Here is a 24,720-nt window from a genome sequence, read left to right as displayed (position 1 = left end):
ATGGAGGCCCGGCGGAGGCGGCCGGGGCTCGACGGAGGCGGTGGGCGGCAACCGAATGCCTGTCGGATTCGGTTGCCGCCTCCACCGCCGCCCGGCCGGCGTCGCGACGCCGGGCCAAAGAGCCCGCCGGGGCCGGACCGTCGGGTCCGGACCACCGGGATCAGAGCACCTGGATCAGAGCACCTGGATCAGAGCACCGGAGCGGGGAAGGTGGGGTACTCCACGCCCGAGACGTGCTGGACGACGCGGATGACCTGGCAGGAGTAGCCGAACTCGTTGTCGTACCACAGGTAGAGGATCGCGTTGTCCCCGTCGACCTTGGTGGCGCCGGCGTCGACGATCGAGGCGTGGCGCGAGCCCATGAAGTCGCTCGACACCGCGTCGGGGGCGGTGGTGAAGTCGATCTGGCGCTTGAGCGGCGAGGTCAGCGACACGTCGCGGAGGTAGTCGAGGACCTCCTCGCGGGTGGTCTCGCGACCGAGACGCAGGCTGAGGATCGCGATCGAGACATCCGGCACCGGGACGCGGATCGAGCTGCCGGTGATCGGGGCCTTGAGCTCGGGCAGCGCCTTGGCGACGGCGGAGGCGGCGCCGGTCTCGGTGATGACCATGTTGAGCGGCGCGGAGCGGCCGCGCCGGTCGGCCTTGTGGTAGTTGTCCAGCAGGTTCTGGTCGTTGGTGAACGAGTGGACGGTCTCCACGTGGCCGCGCAGAACGCCGTACTCGTCCGCCATCGCCTTCAGCGGCGGCACGATCGCGTTCGTGGTGCAGGAGGCGCAGGACAGGATCTGCTCGTCCGGCTTGATCATGTCGTGGTTGACGCCGTGCACGATGTTGGGGACGTCGCCCTTGCCGGGCGCGGTCAGCACGACCTTGTCGATGCCGGGGCGGAGGTGCTTCGACAGGCCCTCGCGGTCGCGCCACTTGCCGGTGTTGTCGATGAGGATGGCGTCCTTGATGCCGTACGCCGTGTAGTCGACCTCCGACGGGTCGCCCGCGTAGATCACCTTGATCTCGTTGCCGTTGGCGATGATCGTGCCGTTGGCCTCGTCGACGGTGATCGTGCCCTGGAACTGGCCGTGGATGGAGTCGCGGCGCAGCAGCGAGGCGCGCTTGACGATGTCCTGCTCGCCACCGCGGCGGACGACGATGGCGCGCAGGCGCAGACCGTTGCCCGAGCCGGCCTTCTCGATGAGGAGGCGGGCGACGAGGCGGCCGATGCGGCCGAATCCGTAGAGGACGACGTCGCGCGGCTCGCAGCGCTCGATCTTGTTGGCACCCGTGGCGCCGGCGACGGCCCCGGCGGTGAACTCCTCCACCGAGAGACCGCGGTCGTCGGCCCGGTACGTCGCGGCGAGCATGCCGAGGTCGATCTGGGAGGGGCCGAGATCGAGCGTGGTGAGAGCCTGCAGGAACGGGAACGTCTCGGTGACCGAGAGCTCCTCGCCGGCGATCTGCCGGGCGAATCGGTGGGTCTTGAGGATGCTGACCACCGACTTGTTCACCAAGGAGCGGCTGTGGAGGAGGACGGTGACGTCCCGCTCCCGGTGCAGCTTCCCGATGATCGGGATCATCGACTCCGCGATCTCCTCGCGGTTCTTCCAATTGGTGAACGAGTCGTCATTGACAGTCACAGGTTTATCTTTCGAGCTAGGCGGCGCTCACATGCTAACCCGCCGCCCTTTTGATCATTCGAACGGTGTCGTCCGACTACCCGAATACTGCACTTTCATCTGTTGTGTGGTGATTCGACTGCGGCGAAGCTGGAGGGCACACGAAAGCGACGTGACACAGGCGGCCGACACCGCTCGTCCCGTCCGGACCGCAAGAACCACGCCAAGGGCAGCGCGGAAGGGCGACCACGATGACGTACTCCTCTGAGAGTGGAAACCCGCACGGCCACGAGGACGTCCCGCCGGTCCCGCAGTTGACCGATGAGCATCTGGACCGCCTCGAGCAGGGGCTGCGACAGGCCGCGCGGGTGCCCGGCCGGGCGCAGGAACTCCTGAACGCGGTCCTGGAGGTGAGCAAGGAACTCCAGCTGGACGCGGTCCTCCGCAGAATCACCGACACCGCCTGTGAGCTGGTACAGGCCCGGTGCGGCGCGCTCGGGGTGCTGGGCGAAGCGGAGCGGTACAGCGAGGTGATCACGTCCGGGTTCGCGACCGGGGGACCGTCCGCCACGGGGGACGGCGTCCCGCACGCGGCCGGACCGCTGGCCGCCCTCCTCGGCGACCGGCGCCCCCTGCACGCGCGGAGCCACGGCGACCCGGGCGGCGCGGGCGGCGCCACCGGAAGCAGCGGAAGCGCCGGGGAACGTCTGCGCACGCCCACACTGCTCGGCGTACCCATCAAGGTGCGCGACGCGCTCTACGGCAACCTCTACCTGGCCGAGAAGACCAACGGCGAGTCGTTCACGAGCGAGGACGAGGACCTGCTGGTCGCGCTGGCCGGCGCCGCCGGGGTGGCGATCGAGAACGCCCGCCTCTACCAGCAGGTACGTCAGGCCACGGAGGAGTTCCAGCGGCGACTGCTGCCCCGGATGCCCGACCTGGACGGCATGGAACTCCAGGCCCGGTACCAGCCGTCCACCGAGGCCCCGCGAATCGGCGGCGACTGGTACGACCTGATCCACCTGCCCGACCGGGTGCCCTGCCTGATGCTCGGTGACGTCATGGGTCACGGCATCGCCGCCGCCACCGTCATGAGCCAGATCAGCAACATGCTCCGGGTCATCGCCTTCGACGAACAGGAGCCGCCCAGCCGCATCCTGCACCGACTGGACAGCGTCCTGCACGAACTCCACGGCGGCCCCATGGCGACCGTGATCATCGCCCGCCTCGAACCCGAGGGCACCGGCCGCCGGCTGCAATGGGCGAGCGCCGGCCACCTGCCTCCCCTGCTCATCGGCCCCGACCGCCAGGCGCGCTATCCGACCGCCGAAACCGGTCTCCCCCTGGGTGTCGACCCGGACCTGCCCCGCTACGACCACGAGGAGGTCATGCAACCGGGAACCACCGTGCTGCTGCACACCGACGGGCTGGTCGAACACCGGACGTGGCCCATCGACGAGGGCATGCAACAGGCCGCCACCGTCGCCGCCGCGCACGCCACGGAACCCCTGACGGAACTCTGCGACAAGCTCCTGACGCACCGCGAGGGCATCTTCCACGACGACGTCGCCATCCTCGCCGCCCGGCTGACACCCTGACGGACGCCCGCACGCTGCGGCGGCCCGGTGCCGTGGCGGCTAGTTCCTCTTCCCCGCCCGGGCCCGGCCGCGGAACCACACCCACGCACCCACCAGCACGGCGGCACCGGCCGCGTACGCGGGCAGCCACTCGGTCGTGACGGCCGACAGGCAGGCGGCAACGGCGTCATGGCTCTGGGCCTTCTGCGCGTAGGCCAGAGCCACGCCGTCGCGACCGGCCAGGTTCGTCAGCGCGGCCCGTGCCCGCATGGCCTCGTACGCGCCGAGCTCGGGGCATCTGCTGCGCGTGCCCGGCATCGGGAACAGCCAGGCCCAGCGCTGCAGCATGGGCGCGATCGTGATCGCCACGCACAGGCCGACGACCATCGAGTACGCGACCAGACTGCGCGTGTACGCGGACCGGAAGTCCGGCGTCCACGCGGGCAGTCGCTGGAAGGCGAAGAGCACGGCGAGAAGCGTCACCCCGATGTAGGTGGCGAACCACTGCCAGGAACCCTGCGCGAGCGCGGCCGCCAGCACGGCGGCGAGTGCGAGGCCGATGACCCCCGGCTGACCGACGCTGTCACGGCCCGCGCCGTGGGATGCCGGATTCCGCGTTCCTTGAGTACTGGGGTCGTTCACGTGCCTCTCCCGCAGGTCGGAGGGCATCAGCATCCGGCACATAGCACCGTCGGTCCCGGCGCCATGCCGGACTGGGCCCGGTACCGCCCGCCTGGTGGGGCCCGCCGCAGCCCTGCTGGGCGCTGCCGCACGCCGGGGCCTTGGCGGCCTCCCGCGGATCGCCGGGCACCAGCGAGCGGCGCGTCGGCGGCCGCACGGGTCGCCGACGCGCCGCTCGCTGGTGTCGCCTGATCAGGACTGCTGTTCGCTGATGTTGACCATCCACGTGATGCCGAACTTGTCCGTACACATGCCGAACACGTCGCCCCACATCTGCTTCTCGAGGGGAACCGCCACGTTGCCGCCGTCGGACAGCTTCTCCCAGTAGCCCGTCAGCTCATCGGCGTCGTCGCCGCTCAGGCTCACCGCGAAGTTGGTCCCCGGCTTGTACTCCATCCCGGGCGGGGTGTCGGCGCCCATCAGCGTGAATCCACTGCTGGTCTCCAGCATGGCGTGCATGATCTTGTCGTCCTGCCCGGTGCCACCACCGGGGCCGCCGAACTCGCCGAACGTGCTCAGGCGCAGTTCGCCGCCGAGGACACTCCTGTAGAACTCCATGGCCTGCCGGGCATCGCCGGAGAAGCTGATGTACGGGTTGAGACGAGAAGCCACAAGTCGCTCCCTTCATGACGAATGGTCAGTGCGAGCAGACTACGGGTGCCGGCATCTCACGGGGCCGACCTGAGAGGCGTGGCAAGGCCGGCCGGCCGTGCCGCGGAACTTCGAGGGCGCGGGAGGCGTTGGCAGGAAAGCGCGTGGATCGCGCGCGGGTGACCGGAACGACATGGCAGAAGCCGAGGTGGCACGAGTGGCGATGTGGGATCGGATCAAGGACCAGGCGAAGACGCTGCAGCAGACGCAGGGGGCGCGGGGCTCCGGCGGACACGGACGGCCGGGTTCGGGGTCCTCAGGCGGATCGCGGGCGCAGCTGGTGAAGACGCTCAAGTCCCAGCTCACCTCCCTCAAGACCGAGCTGAAGAGCGGTGCCTACCGGGACGCCAGCATGGCGATGTGCGCCCTGGTCGCGGCCGCCGACGGACAGGTCGACCCGGCCGAGCGGCAGCACGTGGAGTCGCTGATCCTGAGCAACGACGTCCTGCAGAACTTCCCGCCCGAGCAGCTGCGGCAGCGGTTCAACAAGCACGTCGACCAGCTGGCGTTCAACTTCCAGCAGGGCAAGGCCGAGGTCATGCAGGAGATCGCCAAGGCGGCGAAGAAGCCGACGGAGGCCAGGGCGGTCGTGCAGACGGGCTTCGTCGTCGCCGGCGCGGACGGGTATGTCGCACCGGCCGAGGAGCAGGTCCTGCGCGAGGCGTGCTCGGTGCTCGGCCTGTCCCCGCAGGAGTTCGGCCTCTGAGCCACACACCCCTGCCGCACCGTCTGTCGCCGTCGGCCGGTCGAGTCCGGGAAGGCACCACCGCCCGCCCACGGCGGCGACGGCGGCAGGCGCCCCCACGCGGCAGCCGTTCACGCGATCGCCGAGCAGCTGCGTGAGCAGGTGGAAGCCTTCCCGGACAAGGCGTGGTGCCGAGCGACGCTTGACGGCGCCACCGCCATCGACCAGCACTACGACGAGCACTTCGGCTCGATGCGCGCCACCCTGCCCGAGACCACTCGACCCGGCCACGACCCAGAAGTTCGCGACCTGCTGCGGGCTCTGCACCACGATCATCACCGGCGCGGCCGACCTCCGGCAGAACCTGCGCCCGTCCGAACGGTCCACGCCGGGCTGAGCCCCGGCAACGGCGCCGCTCGCAGTCCGTGAGGAAGGGCTGTGATGCGCGGAGCACGGCCGGGAACTCGGGGGCGCCGAAATTCACGGGCCGTTCGATCGTGGTCCGGGCAGGATGCCTCTGTGAATCATGTCCTGTCCGGACTCGCTGCCAATCCGTCCTTGCCGCCCGAGCTGGTCGACCGGCTGACGGCGATCGCGGACGCCGATGTCGCCGATGAACTCGCTGATCGCGCGGACCTCAGTCCCGCGCAGGCGGTCGCGCTCGCCGCGTGCGTCGAGGAGACCGCGGTACCGCTCGCCTACCGAGGCCTGCTGAGCACCGCCGACGTCGATCCCGTGACCCAGCCGTACGCCGCCTTGGCCTTGCTCGACGAGGGTGCGGGCAGCCAGGAGTGGGCGCGTCACTTCGCGTCGGATCCCACCGTCGAGTACCGAGAGAAGCTGGCGGCCTGTCCCGGTCTGCCGCCCGATGTGACGGAGATGCTCGCAGCCGACCCCGAGATACGGGTCGTCGGGGAGCTCGCGTCGTGGACGACACCGCAATGGGCCACCCGGCTGGCGGCGCATCCGCATGCCGAAGTCCGCCGCTTCGTGGCGGGCAACGACAGGACGCCGCCGGCGGTCCTGGCGATGCTGGTCACCGGCGAGGGGCTGCCTCCGGCGCGGAGCTGCCTGGTCTGCGACCGTGAACAGACGCCGTTCGCACACGATCCGCGATGCGTCCGGGGCGACTGCGATCTGGGGCCGGGCGCCTCCTGCGACGGCTCCCACGAGTCCACCGTGCACGAGATGCAGCTCGGAGCGCTGAGCAACCTCGTCGTCGAACTGCTCGCGGACGAGGACCGGATGGTGGTGGAAGCGGCCGCGGCCAACGCGTCGCTGCCGCTCGTCGTGATGTCGGAACTCGTGCCGTAGACGGTTCGCGCGTCCGCCTCAGCCGGGTCCTCGCATGCCGGGGGAGCCGACCCGGCCGAGATCCGCGGCCCGGACGCCGCGCGGCGAGTCAGCCGTCCGAATCGGAGCCCTGGCTCCTGCTCCGGCTCGCGCGTCCCGTGTGGCGGACGAGTTCGCCCGCCGCCAGGGTCGCGCCGGCGATCGCGCGCACCCAGCGTGGGCCGCCGCGCGCCGCCCACACGACGCAGGCGCATCCGCCGACGGCGAGTACGAGAATGCCGGACAGGACGAGCACAGCCATGGTCTTCCCCCATCAACTACGGTCCGTACCGCTACGGTCCTCGCCATGCTCTCAGGCCGGGAATCAGGCCGTCGCGGTGGCCCTGCTCCCCGGCCGCCCGGTGGCCGGGCCGGACTTCTCGACTGTCGCCCACCGGCCGCCCGCGCCGGCCACCCCGCCTGCCACCCGTTCGGCGACCGCACCCCCTGGCCGCCACGGTCCGGCTCAGCTCGTAGGCTCGGGGCATGGCGGGTACCGAGGCGCGTGGGACGGAGCGGGGACCGGGGCGGCCGCGCGAGGAGCGGGTCACCGGGGCGGTCCTGAACGCCGTCGTCGAGCTGGTCACCGAGCAGGGCATGCAGGCGGTCACGATGGACGCCGTCGCCGCCCGGGCGGGGGTGAGCAAGCCCGCCATCTACCGGCGCTGGCCCACCAAGCAGGATCTGGTCATCGCCGCAGCCGAGTCCCGTATCGGCACCCTGTCGGTGCCCGATCTGGGCGACCTCCGGGCCGAACTGCGGGTCGTGCTCACGGCACGCCTTGAGGCGTACCGCCTGCCGGGGTCGGACCGCCTCATCGCGGGCATGATCGGCGCGGCGGCGGAGGCCGGCGCCGTCCGGGGCCAGTACGCGCAGTACACCGAGCGGATCACCAGCGAGACCAGGCGCATCCTCGAACGAGGCATCGCCCGAGGTGACGTACGCCCCGACGTCGACGTCCGGGCCGCCGCCACGCTCGTGGCCGCACCGCTGCTGTTCCGGCTGATCGGCGAGCAGGTGCTGCCCGACGCCGGGTTCGTCGAGGCCCTGGTGGATCTTGTCGCGCGCGCCGTGGGCGCGGCTTCCTGAGCCGCTCTCCGCGTTGCGCGGGCACGTCTTCCTGAGCCACTCACCGCATTCCGCGGGCACGTCTTCCTGAGCGACGCCCCTGCGCCCTCGGGGCCCGGCTTCACATCGACGTCATCAGACCCTTGCCATGCCATGGCCTAATAACGATACTTCCGGTAACGAATTCCAGGCCGTCGCTTTGGAGGCCCCATGAACCACGCTGCCACCACCCCCGCCAACGCCCTCGACAAGCCCCTGATGCACTTCGGGAAGCGCCTGCTCGAGCGCACCGCACCGGGTGCGTCCCGGACCGAGTACCGACTGCTGGGCATCCACCCGCTCACCCCGCACATCGGTGCCGAGATCGACGGCGTCGACCTCTCGCTGCCGATCGGCGAGGACCTCGCCGAGGAACTCAGGCAGGCGCTGCTGGAGTGGAAGGTCATCTTCTTCCGCGATCAGCACGCGTTCGGCCCGCAGTCCCAGCTCGCGCTGAGCGGCATATGGGGCGAGCCGGAGCCGAACCCCTTCTTCCCGAAGACCGAAACCGTCGGCGTCTCCCGGCTCGCCAAGGACGCCAAAGCCATCGGCAACAAGAACATCTGGCACAGCGACCACTCCTTCATGGCCGCGCCCGCCCTCGGCTCGATCCTGCGTGCCGTCGAGATCCCGCCCTCCGGCGGCGACACCATGTGGGCGGACATGGCGGCCGCGTACGACAACCTGCCCCCCGAGACACGGGAGCGCATCGACGGGCTCACCGCCGAGCACGACTGGGTGCACAGCTGGGGCGCGATGATGACGGCCGACCAGATCGCCGCGCACCGGCGGAACCTGCCGCCCGTCGAGCACCCGGTGGTCGTCCGCCACCCGCGCACCGGCCGCAAGGTGCTCTACGTCAACGAGCCCTTCACCGTACGCATCGTCGGCCTGTCGGACTCCGAGAGCCGCGACCTGCTCCACGAGCTCGTCCTCCAGGCCCGCATCCCCGAGTACCAGGTGCGTTTCCGCTGGCAGCCGGGCTCCGTCGCCATCTGGGACAACATCGCCACCCAGCACTACGCGATCAACGACTACTACCCGATGCCCCGGGTCATGGAGCGCATCGCGATCGCGGGTGTGCCGCTCTCCTGAGCCCATGGGCGCCCGCGACAACCCGACCGGACCCGTGCACGGCCGCGGCGCGCATCCGCTCACCGTGCGGCCGCCCCTTGTCAGCACCCTTTCGGAGGACCCCGTGACCGCAGCCGACATCGCACCGAGACCGTTCGACGAGGCCCCGCCGGCAGACCGGAAGCCGGGCGCACGCGCCTGGATCGTCACCGGCCTGCTCGTGGTCTTCATGATGGTCAACTTCGCGGACAAGTCCGTGCTCGGCCTGGCCGCCGACGAGATCCGTGCGGACATGGGCCTGTCCGCTACCGACTTCGGACTCGCCAGCAGCGCTTTCTTCCTGCTGTTCTCGGTGGCCGCCGTCGGCGTGGGCATGCTCTCCGACCGGGTACGGCCGAAATGGCTGCTGCTGATCATGGCCGTGCTCTGGTCGGTCGCGCAGGCGCCGGCGGCCCTCGGCGGTGGCCTGGCCGTACTGATCGGCTCGCGGATCCTGCTGGGCGCCGCAGAGGGCCCGGCGTTCCCGGTCGCCCAGCAGGCCGCGCTGTCCTGGTTCCCCAACCACCGGCGCAACCTCCCCGGGGCGCTGGTCACCCTCGGCGTCACCCTCGGCGTGATCACCGCCGCCCCCGGCCTGACCTGGGTCATCCAGCACCACGGCTGGCGTGCCGCGCTCTGGGTGGTCGCGGGCGTCGGTGTGGTGTGGGCCGTGCTCTGGGCCCTGCTCGGCGCCGACGGGCCCTACCGCTCCGACGCGGCGGAGACCGGCTCCGACGCCGCGGATGCACGCTCCGTTATCGCCGTGGCCAAGCCCTCGTACCGCCGGATCTTCGGCACCCGTACCTGGATCGGCACCACTGCCGCGTACTTCACGAGCTACTGGTGCGTGGCGCTGATGGTCGTCTGGCTGCCCTCCTACCTGCACAACGGGCTCGGCCACTCCTCCGCCGCGTCCGGAACCCTCGTCGCCCTCCCCTGGGCGTTCGGCGCCGTCGTGCTGCTCGGTCAGGCAGGGGTGACCGGGTGGCTCATGCGCCGCGGAGTCAGCAGCCGCTGGGCGCGCGGCCGGGTCGGCGGCAGCCTGCTGCTCCTCGGCGCCGCCGCCTGCCTCGCACTGCCCCTGGTGGACGGCACCGGAGCGAAGACCGCTCTGCTGGTCATCGGGTTCGGCCTGGGCGGATCCTTCGCGACCGTCGCGGCCGTCACCGTCGCCGAACTCGCGCCGCCCGCACGGCGGGGCGGTGCGCTCGGCACCATGAACGCCGCGGTCACCACCGCGGGCCTCATCGCCCCCGCCGTCGTCGGCCACCTGGTCGACAGCCGGGGCACGACGGGCTACGAGAGCGCGGTCCTGCTGTCCGGTGCGCTGCTGCTGGTCGGCGGGCTCGCCGCCTTCACCTTCATCGACCCCGCCCGCGACGCACCCCGTCTCCACGCCTGAGCGTCTCAACCCCCCAGCGTCTCAACCCCCCCGGCGTCTCCACGCCTCAACGCCTCGACCCTCCAGCGTCTCCACGCCTCAACCACCGGTACCCCGACGCCCCCTGCCGCCCCACCCACCTGCTGCCCGAGGAGCGACCCCGTGACCGCCGCCCCCGCTGTCGACACCGCACCGCTCGACCACGCCGTCGCCGAGCTGCGCGAAGGCGCCGTGTCCTGGTGCGCCACCCCCCTCACCGAACGCATCGCCCTGCTGGAGCGGCTGCTGCCGCGTGTGGTGTCGGGCGCCGCCGGCCTGGCCGCGGCAGGAGCCCGTGCCAAGGGGTACGCCGCCGACTCCCCCTGGGCCGCCGAGGACTGGACCGGCGGACCCTGGGCCCTGGCGCAGAACGCCGCGGCCTTCCTGCACGTACTGCGGCGCATCGCGAAGGGCGAGGAGCCGCTCGGCCCCCGGGCCGTGCACGAGCGGGGCGGCCGTACACGCGTCGACGTCTTCCCTGCCACGGGCTGGGACACCGTGCTGCTCAACGGCTATGCGGCCCAGGTGTGGATGCGCCCCGGCAGCACCGCGGAGCACGTCCGCGAGCGCGCCGCGGGCGAGTACCGGGGCCGGCCGGGAGGCCCCGCCGTGGCCCTGGTGCTCGGTGCCGGGAACGTCGCCGCCATCACCGCGCTCGACATCCTGCACAAGCTCTATGCCGAGGGGCAGGTCGTCATCGCCAAGATGAACCCCGTCAACGCCTATCTGCGCCCGCACTTCGAGGAGGTCTTCGCCGAGTTCGTCGAGCGCGGCTGGGTCCGTCTCGTCGACGGCGGCGCGGCCGAGGGCGGTCATCTCGCCCGCCACGAAGGCATCGACGCCATCCATGTCACCGGCAGTGACCGCACCCACGACGCCATCGTCTGGGGTACGGACGAGGACGCCGAGCAGCGCCGGCGCGACGACCGGCCGCTGGTCGGCAAACCCTTCAGCAGTGAACTGGGCGGTGTCAGCCCGTGCATCGTCGCCCCGGGGCCGTGGAGCGACGCGGACTTCCGGTTCCAGGCCGAGCACATCGTCACCAGCAAGATGAACAACTCCGGCCACAACTGCATCGCCAGCCAGGTCCTGGTCGTGCCCCGTGACTGGGACGGCACCGAGCGGCTCCTGGACGAGATCCGGCGGGTGCTGCGCGAGCTGCCGGAGCGCACCGACTACTACCCGGGCGCCGAGCGGCGCCTCGCGGCCGTGCTCGCGGCCCACCCGGAGGCGGAGATCCACGGGGACGGCTGCCGGGTCCTCGTCCCCGACATCACGGACCACGACGACGTCCTGATCTCCGGCGAGGTCTTCGGCAGCGCCCTGGGCGTCGTACGGCTCCCCGGCGCGACCACGGCCGAATTCCTCCTCCACGCGGTCGACTTCGCCAACGACACCCTCCCCGGCACCCTCGGCGCCACGCTGATCGTCCACCCCAGGGCGGAGAAGACCGACCGGGCGGTGGTGGAGGCGGCGATCGACGGCCTGCGCTACGGCACCCTGGGCGTCAACTGCTGGTCCGGCGTGGGCTTCCTGCTGGGCTTCACGCCCTGGGGCGCCTTCCCCGGCCACACACGCGAGAACATCGGCAGCGGCATCGGATTCGTGCACAACGCGTTCATGCTCGAGGACATCGAGAAGACCGTGCTGCGCGCCCCCTTCGCGCCCGCCCCGCGCGGGCTGCTCACCGGCGAGCCGTCGCTGTCCCCGCGCCCGCCGTACTTCGTCACCAACCGCACCGCACTGACCACGGTGGAACGCGTCACCCGCTTCACCGCGGCGCCCGGCCTGCGGAAACTTCCCGCCATCCTCGCCTCTGCGCTGCGCGGCTGACACCGCCACACGACCCTACGGAGATCCCATGCTCAACCTCGCCGTCATGCTCGAGACCAGCGCCCGCGCGGTGCCCGGCCGCGCCGCCGTCGTCCTCGGCGATCAGCAGCTGACCTACGCGGAACTGGACGCGGCCGCCGGCCGCGTGGCCAACCTGCTGCGCTCGCGCGGTGTCGCGCCCGGCGACAAGGTGGCGCTGTCCTGCCCGAACCTGCCCTGGTTCCCGGTCGTGTACTACGGCATCCTCAAGGCCGGCGCGGTGGTCGTCCCGCTCAACGTGCTGCTCAAGGGCCGGGAGATCGCGTACCACCTGGCCGACTCGGACGCCAAGGCCTACTTCTGCTTCGAGGGCGGCGCCGAACTCCCGGTGGGGCGGGAGGGGTGGTCCGGTTTCGGCGAGACGGCGGGCTGCGAGCACTTCTTCCTCATGACCGCGGCTCCCACCGAGGATTCCCCGATCGACGGCGCCGAGACGCTGACGGCGGCGCTGGCCGGCCAGGGCGCCGAGTTCGAGACCACCGCCACCGAGGCCGGGGACACCGCGGTCATCCTCTACACCTCGGGTACCACCGGCCGGCCCAAGGGCGCCGAGCTCACCCACTCCAACGTGATGCTCAACGTGCTGACCTGCCACAAGCTGTTCGGCGAGGTCGAGCACGACGTGCACCTGATCACCCTGCCGCTGTTCCACTCCTTCGGCCAGGTCGTTCAGATGAACGCCGGCCTGGCCTCAGGGGCGACGCTGGTGCTGCTGCCGCGCTTCGACGCCCGGTCGGCCCTGGCCCTGATGCAGCGCCATGCCGTCACCTTCTTCGCGGGCGTCCCCACGATGTACTGGGCCCTGCTCGAAGCGGACGCGACCGACGTCGACTTGCCGCGGATCGCCGGGAATCTGAGGATGGCCGGCTCGGGGGGCGCGGCACTCCCGGTCGAGATCCACCGCCGGTTCGCCGAGCGGTTCGGCGTCACCATTCTGGAGGGGTACGGCCTGTCCGAGACCAGCCCGGTGGCCACGTTCTCGCAGCGCGGCGAGAAGGCGCGGCCGGGGTCCATCGGGCGTCCGGTCTGGGGCGTGGAGGTGGACCTGATCGCCGAGGACTGGACCCCTGTCGACGGCCCCGACGCGGTCGGCGAGATCGTCGTCCGCGGCCACAACGTGATGAAGGGCTACTACAACCGGCCCGTGGCGACCGCCGAGGTGATGCGCAACGGCTGGTTCCGCACCGGTGATCTGGCCCGCAGGGACGCGGACGGATGGTTCCACATCGTCGACCGCGCCAAGGACCTGATCATCCGTGGCGGCTTCAACGTCTACCCCCGGGAGATCGAGGAGGTGCTGCTGACCCATCCCGCCGTGGGCATGGCCGCGGTCATCGGCGTGCCGGACGAGAGCCACGGCGAGGAGATCAAGGCGTGCGTGGTGCTCGCCCCGGGTGCGGAGCTCTCCGCACAGGAACTCATCACCTGGTGCAGGGAGGAGATGGCGGGCTACAAGTACCCCCGCCTGGTCGAGTTCTTCGACATCCTGCCCACGAACGCCACGGGCAAGATCCTCAAGCGCGAGCTCCGGGACACGCCCGCGACCGTCGATCCGGTGGTCGATGCGGGGCGGTGATGCCCGCCGATGGCATCGGCCGGTGACGCCGGCCGATGCCATCGCCACGTCGCTCGCCCGCCGCGACACGAACGCGCCGCCGGGGCCGGTCTCCCACTCGGAGCCGGCCCCGGCCCGTTCACCCTCGGAATGCGGGCGTCGCGAGGGCCAGCAGCTCCTGGATCCGCAGGCCGCGTGCCGCGTCGATCGGGGTCGACCTGCCGGCGCGTACGGCGTGGGCGAACTCGTTGCGCAGTATGGGCCAGCACTCCTCGTGGTCGAGTTCGGCGGTGTCGTAGACGAGTTCCCGCTCGGGACCGAAGAGCTCGATGCGGGTTCTGGCACCCGGCAGGTTCACGGTGCCGGACAGGGAGGCCTGGCTGACCGAGCCGTTCTCGTGCTCGCAGGTGAGCTCGATCCAGCGGCGCGGGTCCCCCGTCGCGTGGACGGCGGCGATGGGGCCGACCGCGGTGTCGAGGAGGTCGAGGAGGTGGGGTCCGAGGTCGAGCAGGGCACCGTGTTCGAGGCGCCATGCGGTGGCGAAGTCTCCGCCGAGGAAGGCACCGTGGAGGTAGCAGGACCGCGCTCCGGTGACCTCCAGCTCGGCCGCCCTGCGCAGGAACTCGCGGGTCACCGGGTGGTAGCGCTTGGTGAGGACGAGCTGGGACACGACCCCGGCTTCGGCGACCGCGTCCGCCACCCTCCGTGCCGAGGGCACGTCCGGGCCGAGCGGCTTCTCCAGCAGCAGGTGGCGGCCCGCCTTCGCGGCCTGGACGGCCAGCTCCGCCTGTACGGCGGGCGGGACGGCGAACGCGACGGCCTCGCAGCGGTCGAGGAGTTCGTCGAACGAGGCGGCGACCGCCGCTCCGTAGGGCGCGGCGGTCTCGTGTGCCGCCTCCGGGCGGCGCGCCCACACCGCGGCGAGTTCGGTCTCCGGCCCCGCGGCGAGCATCCGGGCGTGCATGGCACGGGCCCAGGGGCCGGCGCCTATCAGGCCGACCTTCACGGGGGGCAGGGTCCAGGGGGTGTTCATGCGGGGGCTCCGTGTCTGCGGTCGGCGGTGGCGTCGAGCGCGGCGAGGCGCCGGTCGGCCTCGTCGGGCGCGTAGAGGTGCTCGACGACGAGGGCGGCGGCACCCATCAGGCCCGCACGGTCGTCGAGTCTGCCCGTCACCACGTCGAGGTGGGCGGTGGTACGAGGCATGGCGCGCTGGTAGAGGAGCTCGCGCACGCCTGTCAGGAAAGGGGTCCCGGCGAGGTCTCCGGTGAGGACCAGCACGCCGGGGTTGAGCAACGTGACGACGGTGGCGAGCACTTCGCCGATGAGCTGCCCGGCCTCGCGTGCGAGGCGGACCGCGTCCGGCTGTCCCTCGGCGAGGAGCCGGCGGACGTCGGAGCCGGAGGTGGTCGGGACGCCGAGGTCGGACAGTTGCGCCGCAATGGCGCGGCCGCTCGCGACGGCGGCGAGGCAGCCGTAGGAGCCGCACATGCACAGCGCGTCGGGGCGGTCGTGCAGCCTGATGTGCCCGATGTCGCCGGCGCTGCCGTCGATGCCGCGGTAGATGCCGCCGTCGACGACGACGCCGGCGCCGATGCCGGTGGACGCCTTGACGAGGAGGAAGGCCGAGCAGCCCGCGTGGGCGGCGCGGTGTTCCGCGTAAGCCATCAGGTTGGCGTCGTTGTCGACGAGCACCGGCACGGGGCCCGGTTCCCGCGAGGGGCCGACGTGCTCCTCGTACGTCTCCTGCATCGTCTCGCGGATGGGGAAGCCGTCCCAGCCGGGCATGATCGGCGGCTGGACGACACGTCCCGTGCCGAAGTCGACGGGGCCGGGGACGGACAGGCCGATGCCGCACACGTCCGTGGGTCCGGCTCCCGCCTCGGCGAGCAGCGGCGCGAACCAGCGGGCCAGTTCGCCGAGGACGGCCACGGGCCCGTCGCCGATCAGCAGTCCTCCGGAGCGGACGGCGAGCACCGTGCCGGTGAGGTCCAGGACCGCCGCGCGGGCGTGCCGGGTCTCCAGGTCGACGGCGAGCACGACGGCGTGCCTCGGGTCGAACTCGATGCGGGCGGACGGGCGTCCGCCGGTCGAGGTGCCCGCGGCGTCACGCAGCCAGCCGGCCCCGAACAGCTGGTCCAGCCGGTGCCCGACGGTGGACCGTGACAGACCGGTGGCGCGCTGGAGATCGCCACGTGTGGTCGCCTCGCCACTGCGGATCAGCCGCAACAGGTGTCCGGCGCTCGCCTGGTTCCCCGGCATGGTGGTGGTCCCCGTCCCCTAGCTCTTGTCCGCGCCGCTGGTCAGTCCCTCGGTGAGGAGGCGCTCGGCGGCGAAGAACAGAAGTACCACGGGGATCGTCAGTACCACGGACCCGGCCATCAGAACGGTCTTGGAAACCTCGATGCCGTTGGCGAGCTGTGCGAGGCCCAGGGAGACGGTCCACTTGCCGGGGTCGGCGGCGAGGAAGAGCAGCGCGAAGAGGAACTCGTTCCAGGCGATCATGAAGACGTACAGCCCGGTGGCCATCAGCGACGGTGTCGCGAGCGGCAGGATCACCTTGCGCACGGTCTGCAGGCGGGAGCAGCCGTCGAGGGCGGCGGCCTCCTCGATCGAGGAGGGGATCGTGACGAGGTAGTTCTTCAGCATGTAGATCGACACGGGCACGGTCTGCGCCACGTAGACGATCGCGAGGCCGACGAGGCTGGAGGACAGACCGAGTTTCGCGAACATCACGAAGAGCGGGACGGCGAGCAGCGTGGCGGGGAAGAGGTAGACGGCCAGGAAGAGGGCGCTCACCTGCCGGCCGCCGAAGAACCTGAGGCGGCTGATGGCGTACGCGCCGGGGACGGCGGCGGCGAGGGTGAGCACCACCGTGCCGAGGGAGACGAGCGCGGAGTTGAGCAGCAGCCGTGTGAAGCCCTGTCCGCCGTCCTCGGCGGGCGTCATGACGTTGCGGTAGGTGTCGAGCGTGAAGTCCTTCGCCGAGACCCACAGGGACCCCGGGTCGAGCAGCAGCGCGTCGATGGACTTCACCGACAGCAGCAGCATGTAGTAGAAGGGCACGATCGTGATCGCGGCGAGGAACGCGATCACCATCCAGCGCAGGACACGGATGAGCCGTTCCTCGAACTGCGCCCGGGACATGGGCGTACGGGGGGTCGTGGAGATGCGCGTCACGACTGCTCCTCCTGCATCTTCTTGCCGAAGAACTTGAAGTAGAGGCCCAGCAGGACCACGAGGACGGCGGCGAGCACGAGGGCCTGGGCCGAGGCGGCGCCGACGTCGTAGCGGGCGGTGAGGAAGTCGTAGACCCGTACGGCCGCGACGTCGGTTCCGGAGCCGCCGCCGGTGAGCAGGTAGACGTCGTCGAACTTGTTGAACGTCATGATGAAGCGCAGGACGCACAGCAGCGCCATGACCGGCATGAGCTGCGGCATGAGGATGTGGCGGAAGCGCTGCAGGGGTGTGGCGCCGTCGACCTTGGCGGCTTCCTCGAGTACGTCCGGTACGGCCTGGAGCCGGGCGAGGAGGAAGAGGAACGCGAAGGGGAAGTAGCGCCATATCTCGAAGGCGATGACGGTCAGCAGGGCGAGCGGGATGTCGAAGTGCAGCCCGAACAGGCCGATCTCGTACTCGCGCGTGGACAGGAACGCGATCGGGTCGTCCCAGCCGAAGAGCGTGCGGCCCCATTCGTTGACGATGCCGTACTGGGGGCTGAGCGCGACCTCCCAGACGAACGCGACGGCGACGACCGGGGCGACGTACGGCAGGAGCATCGCGCCGCGCAGCAGTCCGCGGCCGCGGAAGGGGGTGCGGAGCGCGAGTGCGGCGACGAGGCCGAGCAGGAGCGATCCGACGGTGGCACCGACGGTGTAGATGACGGTCGTGGAGAGGCTGCTCCAGAATCCGGCGGAGCCGAAGACCTGCTGGAAGTTGTCGAGCGTCCAGTTGCCGAACAGGCCCATGCCCTGGATGTCGACGAGCTTGGCGTCCTGGAACGCGAGGAGCACGGTCCACAGGATGGGCAGGACGACCACGACGAGCACCACCAGGAAGGTGGGCGAGACGAAGGCGAGTCCCGCGCGGTTCTCGCGCCGGGCGGCGGTGAGCGGGCGCGTGGCGGTGAGCGGGCGCCGGGTCTTGCTGGGGGTCTTGCGGCCGCCGTCCGTGGGGCCGCCGTCCGTGGGGGGGCGCTCCGTCGCGCCGCGCTGAGCTGTGGTCATGGGTCGGTTCCTCGGCCTACTGGAGGGACTTCTGCAGGGCGGCGACTTCCTCGTTCGCCTCGTGGGCGGCCTCGTCCGGGGAGGTCTGGCCGCTGGTCATGGCACCGATGGCCTTGGGGACGGGCAGTTCGCCGTTCATCGCGCCGACGAGGGCGCCCTCGCCCTGGGTGATCCCCCAGCGCTGCATGTTGCTGACGCCGTCGGCGAGCTGGTCGAGGAGCCGGTCGGAGAAGACCTCGTTCATGGGGCGGAGGGTGTCGACGCCCATCTCGCTGTGCCGCCAGGCGTCCAGGTACCTCTCCGGCTGTTCGGCGGTGCCCTTGCGCACGGGGATCTTGCCTTCGGGTGCCATGCCGAACCAGTCCTCGTACCCGGCGCCCATCATGTACTCGATGAACTGCCGCGAGGCGTCCGTCTCGGCGGTCCTGGTCGTCACCCAGGAGGTCACTTCGCCGAACTGGGCCGGCTTCGCGGAGTGGGGTCCCTTGAGGGCGGTGACGATGCCGCTGTTGGCGGCGAGGAAGCCGGGGTCCTTCTTGCACTCGGCGCAGCTGGGCAGGGCGTCCTTGCGCAGCCCGGCGAGTTCGTCGAGGAGGAAGGACGACCAGACGATCATCGAGGACTTGCCGGCGAAGTAGGTGGCGCGGGTGGAGTCGACGGTCTGGGTGCCGGGTGCGCCGTGGTCGCGGGCGAGGGTGTCGTACGCCTCGAACGCGGTGGCGCACTGGGGCGAGTCGAGTTTCACCGTCCCCTTGTCGTCGGTGAGCTGGCAGTCGTTGGCGAGCGCGATGTTCTCGAAGCTCTGGTGGGTGAAGACGTCACTGGGGTCGGTGGCGGCCGCGATGCCGTCCCGTCCCTTGGTGTCGAGGCCCTTCGCCGCGGCGAGGAGGGCGTCGTAGGTGTCGGGCGTCTTCAGCCCGGCCTGCTGGACCAGGTCCTTGCGGTAGACGAGGAGCTGCAGCCAGGCGTCGGAGGGGACGGCGAGCTGGGTGGAGCCGTCGGCGGTCAGGCCGAGCGCGTTGGCGTTGAAGGTCCCGGGGCCGAGTTCGTCGACGATCGCCTTGGGGACGTCGGTGTTGAGCAGCCCGTTGCCGTACATCTGCCAGGTCTGGCCCATCGGTACGGCGCCGATGACGTCGGGGAGCTTCCCGGCGGCGGCGGCCGACATGATCAGCTGGGGCATCTGGCCCTCGTCGACGCCCACGAGATCGACCTGGATGCCGGTCTCCTTCTCGAAGCGTCCGATGATCTTCTCGGTGGCCGCCACGCGCGGGGTCAGGTTCTCCTGGGACCACACGGTGATCCGCTTGTCGGGTTTGCCAGGGCCGTTCCCGCCGCCGGAGCAGCCGGCGAGCACTCCCATGCCCAGTGCCGCCGCGAGACCGGCTGCGATCGCCTTCGACCGTCGGGGGGTCGCCTTCGACCACCGGGTCCTCTTGCGCATGTCCCGTCCTCAGTGCCTCGGTGCCGGCGTCTGAGCCACCACCGACTTACGTCTACCGATGAAGCATCTCAGCATCACTTTTGCTGGTTGACAAGACGTAAGTCGAAGATATTCTCAACCTAAGTGGTGAACCCAACCCCCCTCGGAGCCCTCTCGTGGAACGTGTCGTCCAATTCACCGGCCCCCGCCAGGTCGAGGTCGCGGAGCACGTCTCCGCCCCGCTGCCGCCCGGACACCTGCGGGTGCGCACCCGCTACTCGGGCATCTCCGCCGGCACCGAGCTGACGGCCTACCGCGGCACCAACCCGTATCTGACCCGCACCTGGGACCCCGAGGCCCGGCTGTTCCGCGACGGCGCCGCCGGCATCGAGTACCCGGTCGCGGGCTGGGGCTACTCCGAGGTCGGCGAGGTCACCGAGGTCTCCCCCGAGCTCGTCGGCACTCCCGGCATGCCGGAGCCGGGCGACCTCGTGTGGGGCATCTGGGGCCACCGCAGCGAGGGCATCGTCCCCGCCGAGCGCATGGCCGGACACACCCTGCCCGCCGGGCTCGCGCCCCTCGCCGGTGCCTTCGCCCGCGTCGGTGCCATCGCCTACAACGCCGTCCTCGCCGCCGACATCCACGTCGGAGAGGACGTCGCCGTGTTCGGCCAGGGCGTCATCGGACTCCTCACGACCCGCCTCGCCCAGCTGAACGGCGCCCGCGTCACCGCCGTGGACGCCCTCGACGTCCGGCTGGAGAGCGCCAAGGCGTACGGCGCGCAGCACACGCTCAACGCCCGCACCGACGCGGTCGCCGAACGCGTCCGCGAGGCCACCGGCGGACTGGGCGCGGACGTCGCCATCGAGATCAGCGGCGCCTACCCCGCCCTGCACGAGGCCCTGCGCTCGGTCGCCGTCGGCGGCCGCGTCGTCGCCTCCGGCTTCTACCAGGGGGACGGCGCCGGGCTGCGTCTGGGCGACGAGTTCCACCACAACCGGGTGCAGCTGATCTGCTCGCAGATCGGCGGGGTGCCGCCTCAGCTCGCCGGGCGCTGGACGGTCGAGCGCCTCCAGCGGACGTTCCTGCGACTGGTCGCCGAAGGCCAGGTCGACGTGGAGGCCCTGGTCAGCCATGTCGTCCCGGTCGCGGACGCGGCCGACGCGTACGTCCTGCTGGACGAGCGCCCCGCCGACGCGCTCCAGGTCGTCCTGGAGTTCTGATTCTTCGGCCCCGGCGAGTGTCCGGGGCTCCACGTATCCGAGTTTCCGACGTTTCCGCGTTACCGAGGGAGCAAGACCGTGCTCAAGACCGCCGCCCAGGAACAGCTGCTGCCGGGCGACACACTCCAGGAGAAATGGGAGTTCGCGCAGGCAGCCGGCTATGACGCGATCGAGCTGCGCGCCAAGGGCGACTTCCACTTCCGGGGACGCCTGCCCGAGCTGCGGCAGGCGCTCAAGGACGGCGTCGTCATGCCGACCGTCTGCGTCGACATGCTCCACTTCTTCGGCGCCTTCGACGTGGAGCTGCGCCGGGACGCGATCGCACAGATGAAGTCCCAGCTCTCCGTCATCGGGGAGCTCGGCGGCCTCGGAGCGCAGACCCCGGCGTCGTACGGCATGTTCTCGCGCCGGCTGCCTCCCTTCGAGCCGCCGCGCAGCGAGGCGGAGGACCGCGACGTCCTGCAGGCCGGCCTCGCCGAGCTGGGCGAGCACGCCCGCGCCGAGGGCGTCACCCTCTACCTGGAGCCGCTCAACCGGTACGAGGACCACATGGTCAACCGGCTGGAGCAGGCGGCGGAACTGATCCGTACCGTCGGCTCCGACAGCGTGCGGATCGGCATCGACAGCTATCACATGAACATCGAGGAGTCCGATCCGGCCGCGTCGATCCTCGCCCACGCGGACGTCATCGGCCACGCCCAGGTCTCGGACTCCAACCGCTTCCAGCCGGGCGCGGGCCACCTCGACTGGCCCGCCTGGCTCGGGGCGCTGAAGACCATCGGCTACGACGGCTACCTCGCCGCCGAGTGCCGGCTGACCGGCGACCCGGTCGAGGCCGTGCGCTCCGTCCCCGGCTTCCTTCGGCGGTCCGGCGCATGACGACCCTCCTCGACGCGATGGTCGCCGACGAGACCTCCTCGGGCGGGACGCCGTCCGGCGGGACGCCCGCCCTCGATCCGCCCGTGCCCACCGCTGCCGCGGACCTGACACTGCGGCGCGGTGCGGCACGGGTACTCCTGGAGAACTGGACGGGTTCCTCGACGGTCCCCTCCCGCACCCTGTATCCGCACCAGTGGAGCTGGGACTCGGCCTTCGTCGCGATCGGGCTGCGGCATCTGTCGCCCCGCCGCGCCCAGCGCGAACTGGAGACGCTGCTCGGCGCCCAGTGGGCCGACGGGCGCATCCCGCACATCGCCTTCAATCCGGCCGTTCCCCTGGACGCCTACTTCCCGAGCCCGGACTTCTGGCGCTCCTCGCATGCCGGCGCCGCCGCCGGAGCCCCCGCCGCTCCCGAGACCTCCGGAATCGTCCAGCCGCCCGTGCACGCGCTCGCCGCGTGGCTCGTGCACGAGGCGGACCCGGCCGAGTCGGTCCGGCGCGGCTTCCTCTCCCGTGTGTACGCCGGTCTCGCGGCCTGGCACGACTACCTGCTGTCCGCCCGGGACCTCGGCGGGGGCGGGCTCGCCGCGGTGATGCACCCGTGGGAGCCGGGCATGGACAACAGTCCCTGCTGGGACGTCCCGCTCTCCCGTGTCGCGCCGGCCGATCCCGCTTCCTTCCGCCGGGCCGACCTGGACCACGGCCATGCCGACGACCGGCCCACGGACGTCGACTACGGACGGTACGTGCGGCTCGCCGCCGACTACCGCGACGGCGGCTACGCGGACGGAGAGCACGCCTTCGCCGTCGAGGACCCGTGCTTCAACGCCCTGCTGATCGTCTCCGAGTACGCGCTCGCCCGTATCGCACAGGCGACCGGCGCCGACCCGCTGCGCCACGAGCAGCGCGCGCGACGCCTGACGGACGCCCTCGTCAGCCGCCTGTGGGACGCGGAGGCCGGGATGTTCCTCTGCCGCGACCTGGTGGGCGGCGAGCTCGTACGGGAACGCAGCATCGCCGGGCTCGTGCCGCTGATCGTCCCGGGCCTGCCCGACGACATCGTGCGGGCCCTGCTCGACACGCTCGACGGCCCCCACTTCCGCGCGGCGGACACCGGTCTCGTCGCCAGCTACGCGCTGAGCGGCCACGCCTTCGACCGGACCCGCTACTGGCGCGGACCTGCCTGGTTCAACACCGCCTGGCTCATCGGCCGCGGCCTGCGTCTATACGGCGCCGACGACCGCGCCGACAGGCTGCGGGCCGCCTTCCTCACGGCGGCCGGGACCTCGGGGTTCGCCGAGTACGTCGACCCGTTCACCGGCGAGGGCCGGGGCACCCTCGACTTCGCCTGGACGGCCGCCCTCACCCTCGATCTGCTCGCGAACCCGGGTCCGGACCCTCAGGAGACCGCTCGATGACATCCTCCGGCCGCGTTCTGCTCGTCAGCGACGGTACGTTCGCGATTCTCGGCCCGGACGGCTCGATCACCGGGACCCGGGGGACGGCGCCGGACGGGCTGTTCCTGCGCGACGCCCGCCACCTGAGCCGCTGGGAGCTGACGGTCGACGGCACGGCCCCCACCGTGCTCGTTCCGGCGTCGGACTCCGCCCCGTCGACCAGCGTCCTCACCCCCGCCGGCACGCGCGACGCGCCGCCCGCCTACACCGTCTTCCGTGAACAGTCGGTCGGGGCAGGGACGTTCGCGGACCGGGTGCGTCTGGTCAACAACGGCCCGACGGCGCTGACCACGCACATCGGGCTCGCGCTCGACGCCGACTTCGCGGACCAGTTCGAGCTGCGCGCCGACGACCGCGCCTATCCGAAGCCGGACGCCGAGCACGAGACCCATGTCCGCGCGGACGGTGTCGAGTTCGGCTACCGGCGCGGACACTGGCACTCCCGTACGACCGTCTCCGCGCGGCCCGCTCCGGACACCGTCACCGCACAGCGTCTGGCCTGGGAGCTGACGCTGCCCGCGCACGGCGAGGCCGAACTGCGCCTGACCGCCGAGGCCCACCCGCACGGTGCACCGGCCGTCCCGCTCCCCGCGCCGTCCGACGAGGTGGCTCTGCCCGGGTCCGCCGACCCGGACCTGCTGCGCGCCTGCCGGCAAGGGCTCACGGACCTCGATCTCCTCCAGGTTCCCGCCGACGGGATCGACGGCGAGCAACTGACCGTCCCGGCCGCCGGGATCCCCTGGTTCCTCACCCTGTTCGGCCGCGATTCGCTCCTCACCTCGTACTTCCTGCTGCCCTACCGGCCGGGTACCGCGGAGAACACCCTTCTCGCGCTCGCCGCCACCCAGGGCCGCTCCTACGACGACTTCCGCGGGGAGCAGCCGGGCCGCATCGTGCACGAGGTGCGCCACGGCGAACTCGCCCACTTCCGGCAGGTGCCCTACGGGCGCTACTACGGCTCGGTCGACGCCACACCGCTCTTCCTGGTGCTCCTCGGCGCGTACGCGGACACCACCGGCGACACCTCGCTCGCGCTCCGGCTCGAGCACCACGCCCGGGCGGCCGTCGACTGGATGCTCACCGACGGCGGCCTGACCCGGCACGGCTACCTCGTCTACCGCCCCGACCCGAAGGGGCTGGTCAACCAGAACTGGAAGGACTCCGCCGGCGCCGTCTGCTTCACGGACGGCACCCAGGCCGAGGGCCCGATCGCGGTCTGCGAGGCCCAAGGGTACGCCTACGACGCGCTCGTGCGCACCGCGCGGCTGGCGCGGAACGTGTGGCACGACGCCGACTGGGCCGGGCAGTTGGAGGCGACGGCCGCCGCTCTGCGTGAGCGGTTCCACCGCGACTTCTGGATGTCCGGCCAGGACTTCCCCGCCCTCGCGCTCGACGGCGAGGGACGGCAGGTGGACGTGCTCGCCTCCGACGCCGGCCACCTGCTGTGGTCCGGCATCCTCGACCAGCCGCACGGGGAACGCGTCGCCGGCCGCCTGCTGGAGCCCGACTTCTTCTCCGGCTGGGCGATCCGCACCCTGGCATCGGGACAGGCGCCGTACCATCCGCTGTCCTACCACCGGGGCAGCGCCTGGCCCCACGACAACGCCGTCATCGCCCTCGGCCTCGCCCGCTACGGCTGCGGAGCCGAACTGCGCACGCTCACCTCCGGGTTGACGGCGGCCGCGGTCCTGCACGGCTACCGTCTCCCCGAGGTGATCGCCGGATACGGGCGCGACGAGCACGCGACCGTGGTCCCGTATCCGCACGCGAACTCGCCGCAGGCATGGGCGGCCGCGACCCCGCTGGCGCTGCTGACCGCGCACGCGGCACAGGCGTAGCCCCGCACCCGAGACCCGTCGCCGACCGGCTCCCGGACGCGGGCGGCCGGCCCGGGAGAGGTTCCCGGGCC

At 71.5% G+C, this 24,720-nt stretch carries 20 protein-coding genes and 1 pseudogene; 12 read left to right on the top strand and 9 right to left on the bottom strand.

Going from position 1 to position 24,720, the window contains the following annotated elements; all coding sequences use genetic code 11:
- Positions 1-188 precede the first annotated feature (188 nt).
- On the bottom strand, positions 189-1,634 hold the full coding sequence (locus ACIQMR_RS11985) for a glyceraldehyde-3-phosphate dehydrogenase (RefSeq protein ID WP_401385270.1): 1,446 nt from the start codon (positions 1,632-1,634) through the stop codon (positions 189-191).
- A gap of 230 nt (positions 1,635-1,864) precedes the next feature.
- On the opposite strand from ACIQMR_RS11985, the gene ACIQMR_RS11980 reads away from it, so the two are divergent.
- Positions 1,865-3,211: a PP2C family protein-serine/threonine phosphatase gene (locus ACIQMR_RS11980; RefSeq protein WP_401385269.1), complete on the top strand. Its 1,347-nt coding sequence runs from the start codon at positions 1,865-1,867 to the stop codon at positions 3,209-3,211.
- Positions 3,212-3,250: 39 nt separating this feature from the next.
- On the opposite strand, the gene ACIQMR_RS11975 is transcribed toward ACIQMR_RS11980, so the two are convergent.
- Together ACIQMR_RS11975 and ACIQMR_RS11970 are read right to left on the bottom strand one after the other, a co-directional pair.
- Positions 3,251-3,832, bottom strand: a complete 582-nt coding sequence (locus tag ACIQMR_RS11975) for a hypothetical protein (RefSeq protein ID WP_401385268.1) — start codon at positions 3,830-3,832, stop codon at positions 3,251-3,253.
- A 231-nt stretch (positions 3,833-4,063) separates the two neighbouring features.
- Positions 4,064-4,483 carry a VOC family protein gene (locus ACIQMR_RS11970; protein WP_401385267.1) on the bottom strand — a complete coding sequence of 140 codons (420 nt, stop codon included), beginning with the start codon at positions 4,481-4,483 and terminating at the stop codon, positions 4,064-4,066.
- 196 nt (positions 4,484-4,679) lie between these two features.
- Here ACIQMR_RS11970 and ACIQMR_RS11965 point away from each other — a divergent pair, with 196 nt between their 5' ends.
- Both ACIQMR_RS11965 and ACIQMR_RS11960 read left to right on the top strand, forming a co-directional pair.
- Positions 4,680-5,228, top strand: a complete 549-nt coding sequence (locus ACIQMR_RS11965; RefSeq protein ID WP_401385340.1) for a tellurite resistance TerB family protein — start codon at positions 4,680-4,682, stop codon at positions 5,226-5,228.
- A 498-nt stretch (positions 5,229-5,726) separates the two neighbouring features.
- Positions 5,727-6,419: pseudogene (locus ACIQMR_RS11960) on the top strand (hypothetical protein); the annotation flags it as partial.
- Positions 6,420-6,609: 190 nt separating this feature from the next.
- On the opposite strand, the gene ACIQMR_RS11955 reads toward ACIQMR_RS11960, so the two are convergent.
- Entirely contained in the window at positions 6,610-6,801 is a 192-nt protein-coding gene (locus ACIQMR_RS11955; protein ID WP_401385266.1) for a hypothetical protein, read from the bottom strand.
- Between the two features lie 224 nt (positions 6,802-7,025).
- Between ACIQMR_RS11955 and ACIQMR_RS11950 the strand changes: the two genes are divergently transcribed.
- The 5 genes from ACIQMR_RS11950 (at position 7,026) to ACIQMR_RS11930 (ending at position 13,627) form a co-directional block, all read left to right on the top strand.
- Positions 7,026-7,628 (top strand): TetR/AcrR family transcriptional regulator, encoded by a 603-nt coding sequence (locus ACIQMR_RS11950; protein WP_401385265.1) that lies wholly within the window; start codon positions 7,026-7,028, stop codon positions 7,626-7,628.
- Positions 7,629-7,817: 189 nt separating this feature from the next.
- A complete protein-coding gene (locus ACIQMR_RS11945) occupies positions 7,818-8,741 on the top strand; it encodes a TauD/TfdA dioxygenase family protein (protein ID WP_401385264.1) in 924 nt (307 codons plus the stop codon).
- 103 nt (positions 8,742-8,844) lie between these two features.
- Positions 8,845-10,161 carry an MFS transporter gene (locus ACIQMR_RS11940; protein ID WP_401385263.1) on the top strand — a complete coding sequence of 439 codons (1,317 nt, stop codon included), beginning with the start codon at positions 8,845-8,847 and terminating at the stop codon, positions 10,159-10,161.
- A 141-nt stretch (positions 10,162-10,302) separates the two neighbouring features.
- Entirely contained in the window at positions 10,303-12,012 is a 1,710-nt protein-coding gene (locus ACIQMR_RS11935) for an aldehyde dehydrogenase family protein (protein WP_401385262.1), read from the top strand.
- Between the two features lie 28 nt (positions 12,013-12,040).
- Positions 12,041-13,627, top strand: a complete 1,587-nt coding sequence (locus ACIQMR_RS11930; RefSeq protein ID WP_401385261.1) for a long-chain fatty acid--CoA ligase — start codon at positions 12,041-12,043, stop codon at positions 13,625-13,627.
- Positions 13,628-13,745: 118 nt separating this feature from the next.
- On the opposite strand, the gene ACIQMR_RS11925 is transcribed toward ACIQMR_RS11930, so the two are convergent.
- From ACIQMR_RS11925 to ACIQMR_RS11905, 5 genes are read right to left on the bottom strand one after another with little or no spacing between them, the layout of a single operon-like run.
- Positions 13,746-14,639 carry a Gfo/Idh/MocA family protein gene (locus tag ACIQMR_RS11925; RefSeq protein ID WP_401385260.1) on the bottom strand — a complete coding sequence of 298 codons (894 nt, stop codon included), beginning with the start codon at positions 14,637-14,639 and terminating at the stop codon, positions 13,746-13,748.
- Entirely contained in the window at positions 14,636-15,865 is a 1,230-nt protein-coding gene (locus ACIQMR_RS11920; RefSeq protein ID WP_401385259.1) for an ROK family transcriptional regulator, read from the bottom strand. Before ACIQMR_RS11920 ends, ACIQMR_RS11925 begins: the two co-directional genes overlap by 4 nt.
- 18 nt (positions 15,866-15,883) lie before the next feature.
- On the bottom strand, positions 15,884-16,750 hold the full coding sequence (locus ACIQMR_RS11915) for a carbohydrate ABC transporter permease (protein ID WP_401385339.1): 867 nt from the start codon (positions 16,748-16,750) through the stop codon (positions 15,884-15,886).
- Positions 16,751-16,779: 29 nt separating this feature from the next.
- Positions 16,780-17,829 carry a carbohydrate ABC transporter permease gene (locus ACIQMR_RS11910; protein WP_401385258.1) on the bottom strand — a complete coding sequence of 350 codons (1,050 nt, stop codon included), beginning with the start codon at positions 17,827-17,829 and terminating at the stop codon, positions 16,780-16,782.
- 16 nt (positions 17,830-17,845) lie between these two features.
- Complete coding sequence (locus ACIQMR_RS11905) at positions 17,846-19,273, bottom strand: ABC transporter substrate-binding protein (protein WP_401385257.1); 1,428 nt, start codon at positions 19,271-19,273, stop codon at positions 17,846-17,848.
- 155 nt (positions 19,274-19,428) lie between these two features.
- Between ACIQMR_RS11905 and ACIQMR_RS11900 the strand changes: the two genes are divergently transcribed.
- The 4 genes from ACIQMR_RS11900 (at position 19,429) to ACIQMR_RS11885 (ending at position 24,649) form a co-directional block, all read left to right on the top strand.
- On the top strand, positions 19,429-20,475 hold the full coding sequence (locus ACIQMR_RS11900; protein WP_401385256.1) for a zinc-binding alcohol dehydrogenase: 1,047 nt from the start codon (positions 19,429-19,431) through the stop codon (positions 20,473-20,475).
- A 78-nt stretch (positions 20,476-20,553) separates the two neighbouring features.
- Complete coding sequence (locus ACIQMR_RS11895) at positions 20,554-21,354, top strand: sugar phosphate isomerase/epimerase family protein (protein WP_401385255.1); 801 nt, start codon at positions 20,554-20,556, stop codon at positions 21,352-21,354.
- 17 nt (positions 21,355-21,371) lie between these two features.
- On the top strand, positions 21,372-22,772 hold the full coding sequence (locus ACIQMR_RS11890) for an MGH1-like glycoside hydrolase domain-containing protein (protein WP_401385338.1): 1,401 nt from the start codon (positions 21,372-21,374) through the stop codon (positions 22,770-22,772).
- A complete protein-coding gene (locus tag ACIQMR_RS11885; RefSeq protein WP_401385254.1) occupies positions 22,769-24,649 on the top strand; it encodes a glycogen debranching N-terminal domain-containing protein in 1,881 nt (626 codons plus the stop codon). Before ACIQMR_RS11890 ends, ACIQMR_RS11885 begins: the two co-directional genes overlap by 4 nt.
- Positions 24,650-24,720 lie beyond the last annotated feature (71 nt).

The sequence above is a fragment of the Streptomyces sp. NPDC091376 genome (assembly GCF_044757085.1).
Classification (GTDB): Bacteria; Actinomycetota; Actinomycetes; order Streptomycetales; family Streptomycetaceae; genus Streptomyces; species Streptomyces pratisoli.
The sequence above is the reverse complement of the archived record's forward strand: the minus strand, read 5'-3'. Positions and strand labels throughout refer to the sequence as shown.

What these genes read in the sequence shown, in the direction of transcription:
- ACIQMR_RS11945 (WP_401385264.1), top strand. Translation starts at nt 7,818, where the DNA reads ATGAACCACGCTGCCACCACCCCCGCCAACGCCCTCGACAAGCCCCTG.
- ACIQMR_RS11930 (WP_401385261.1), top strand. Translation starts at nt 12,041, where the DNA reads ATGCTCAACCTCGCCGTCATGCTCGAGACCAGCGCCCGCGCGGTGCCC.
- ACIQMR_RS11955 (WP_401385266.1), bottom strand. Translation starts at nt 6,801, where the DNA reads ATGGCTGTGCTCGTCCTGTCCGGCATTCTCGTACTCGCCGTCGGCGGA.
- ACIQMR_RS11905 (WP_401385257.1), bottom strand. Translation starts at nt 19,273, where the DNA reads ATGCGCAAGAGGACCCGGTGGTCGAAGGCGACCCCCCGACGGTCGAAG.
- ACIQMR_RS11925 (WP_401385260.1), bottom strand. Translation starts at nt 14,639, where the DNA reads ATGAACACCCCCTGGACCCTGCCCCCCGTGAAGGTCGGCCTGATAGGC.
- ACIQMR_RS11950 (WP_401385265.1), top strand. Translation starts at nt 7,026, where the DNA reads ATGGCGGGTACCGAGGCGCGTGGGACGGAGCGGGGACCGGGGCGGCCG.
- ACIQMR_RS11915 (WP_401385339.1), bottom strand. Translation starts at nt 16,750, where the DNA reads ATGTCCCGGGCGCAGTTCGAGGAACGGCTCATCCGTGTCCTGCGCTGG.
- ACIQMR_RS11920 (WP_401385259.1), bottom strand. Translation starts at nt 15,865, where the DNA reads ATGCCGGGGAACCAGGCGAGCGCCGGACACCTGTTGCGGCTGATCCGC.
- ACIQMR_RS11910 (WP_401385258.1), bottom strand. Translation starts at nt 17,829, where the DNA reads ATGACCACAGCTCAGCGCGGCGCGACGGAGCGCCCCCCCACGGACGGC.
- ACIQMR_RS11980 (WP_401385269.1), top strand. Translation starts at nt 1,865, where the DNA reads ATGACGTACTCCTCTGAGAGTGGAAACCCGCACGGCCACGAGGACGTC.
- ACIQMR_RS11890 (WP_401385338.1), top strand. Translation starts at nt 21,372, where the DNA reads ATGGTCGCCGACGAGACCTCCTCGGGCGGGACGCCGTCCGGCGGGACG.
- ACIQMR_RS11885 (WP_401385254.1), top strand. Translation starts at nt 22,769, where the DNA reads ATGACATCCTCCGGCCGCGTTCTGCTCGTCAGCGACGGTACGTTCGCG.